2 protein-coding genes are annotated in these 2,085 nt (G+C 38.6%); both read left to right on the top strand.

Translation table 11 applies throughout. The features are described from left to right. Positions 1–759: DUF6577 family protein (locus QZ379_RS12675; RefSeq protein ID WP_291565623.1), on the top strand; the 759-nt coding region annotated here is incomplete at its 5' end. Then, on the top strand, positions 749–1,822 hold the full coding sequence (locus QZ379_RS12670; protein ID WP_291565620.1) for a nucleotidyl transferase AbiEii/AbiGii toxin family protein: 1,074 nt from the start codon (positions 749–751) through the stop codon (positions 1,820–1,822). The genes QZ379_RS12675 and QZ379_RS12670, both read left to right, overlap by 11 nt. Positions 1,823–2,085 lie beyond the last annotated feature (263 nt).

The following is a 2,085-nucleotide window of genomic DNA, read 5'->3' as shown; positions in this document are numbered from 1 at the left end:
TTGCCGACTTTATATTATATTTGCACTACAATGAGTATTGACGAGAAATATAGTATTAAACAGAGCATATTGAATTATGCTCGTACTTACGGACGGATTGAAGTGCCTCAATTAGTATCAGTATTGGGGATAAAGACCAATACCGCCCGCCAGTATCTCTGTACCTTAACCAAAGAGAACAAGATAGCCCGTACAGGAAATGGTGAATACATGCTTACAGATAAACAGGTGTTCTCATTTGCTCCAACAGAAACACTGAGAAAACTATATGTCGGATTGAAAGAGAAATTGCCATTCACCGATTTCTGCATCTACGATGGCAGCATCTTCACCACACTACAACATCACGTCTCTGTGAACCATGCTATTTATGTCGAGACCAACCGGGATGCTGTAGATTCTGTTTTTTCTCTGTTGAAGGATTCAGACATGCCCGTTTATAAGCAACCGACAGCAAAGTTCATGTACGACTACGTAAACATGCATGAACCATGCATCATTGTAAAGATATTTGTCACTGAATCTCCAGTAAATAAGGTTGATGGGATGGTTACTCCTACCATCGAAAAGCTACTCGTAGATATACAGAAAGACGAAGACTTTGATTATATGCAGGGCACGGAAATCACTTATATGTATCAGACCGCCTTTGATTTGTACACAGTCAATACTCCCAAAATGCTCCGATATGCAAAACGTAGAGGAGCATACGATAGTACTTATTCATTAATAGAACAATCACAAAAATATGATAAATAAAGAATGCTTTACAACAAGATGGATTGAAGAAAAATCCAAGGAGCTAAACTATCCGGACAAAAATATCATTGAAAAGGTAATACATGCTTTTTCATTGCTGGACATGTTGGCGGCTTCAGGTTGCCCATTTCATTTCAAAGGTGGAAGCAGTCTGATGCTTCTTTTAAAAGAACAAAGACACAGGCTGTCCATCGATATTGATATAATATGTCCTCCAGGTACTGAAATAGAAGAGTATCTGCAATCATACAAAGATTATGGCTTTATTGACTATAAGCCGATAGAGAGAATTCAGCGTGGAACAGACATACCCAAATCGCATTCCAAATTCTTTTATCAAGTGGCTTTCCTTGATGGCATAGACCGAAAAGAAACCATCCTGCTGGACGTTCTAAATGAAGACTGTCACTACAACGAAGTCGTAACTTTACCTGTAGAAAGTCGTTTTATAAAGACAGAAGGTGAACTGAATTATGTAAAAGTACCGTCCATTGGAGATATTCTCGGCGACAAGCTTACAGCTTATGCACCCAATACAACAGGTATTCCATATCTCAAAAATGGTAAGGATGCCAGCATGGAGATCATCAAACAGCTATATGATATAGCCAGACTGTTCGAGAAGACAGAAGTCCTTGAAACAACGACAAAATCGTTTTTACAAATTGCAGAAGTTGAACTCTCATACAGGAATTTGCCAAACAATCCTAAACTCATTTTCGATGATGTCAGACAGACTTCGCTGTGTCTTGCAACAAGGGGAATTGAAGGAAACGGACAATTTGATGCATTGCAACGTGGTATACAAAGGATCAAATCCTTCATGTTCAATGGCGGTTATTTCATTGACGATGCGATTAGAGACGCAGCACGCGCAGCATATATCGCCACAATGATAGAGACGGGTAACACAATAATAGAAAAATACGACGGTAATCCTGCCACCATAGGCTCCCTATATATAGCACCCACACTTCCTTCGCGACTGAATAAGCTGAAAAGGACTTCTCCTGAAGCCTATTACTATTGGGCAAAGACCAGCCATCTATTACAACAGTTGTAACTATAAACTGAAATACAATTTCAGCAAGGAGAAAAAGACCAATATAGCCCTCCATCAACCAGAGCAGCATTCTGACTGATGGAGGGCTTTCTACAAGTTTAAAGTTTAGATTTACCCATGTATATATACATGTATCTTAAACTAAACTTACTTGACTGATTCAGCCATACAACAGGATAAGCCATTGAGTTTACAAGTTTAATAGAACTCATATATGTATATATGAATTGATAAACTTATTTATAAACTTCATCCCTAAGCAG

Source organism: Bacteroides sp., from assembly GCF_019417265.1.
GTDB lineage: Bacteria > Bacteroidota > Bacteroidia > Bacteroidales > Bacteroidaceae > Phocaeicola.
Note: the sequence above shows the minus strand (reverse complement) of the source record. Positions and strands in the feature narration are given on the sequence as shown.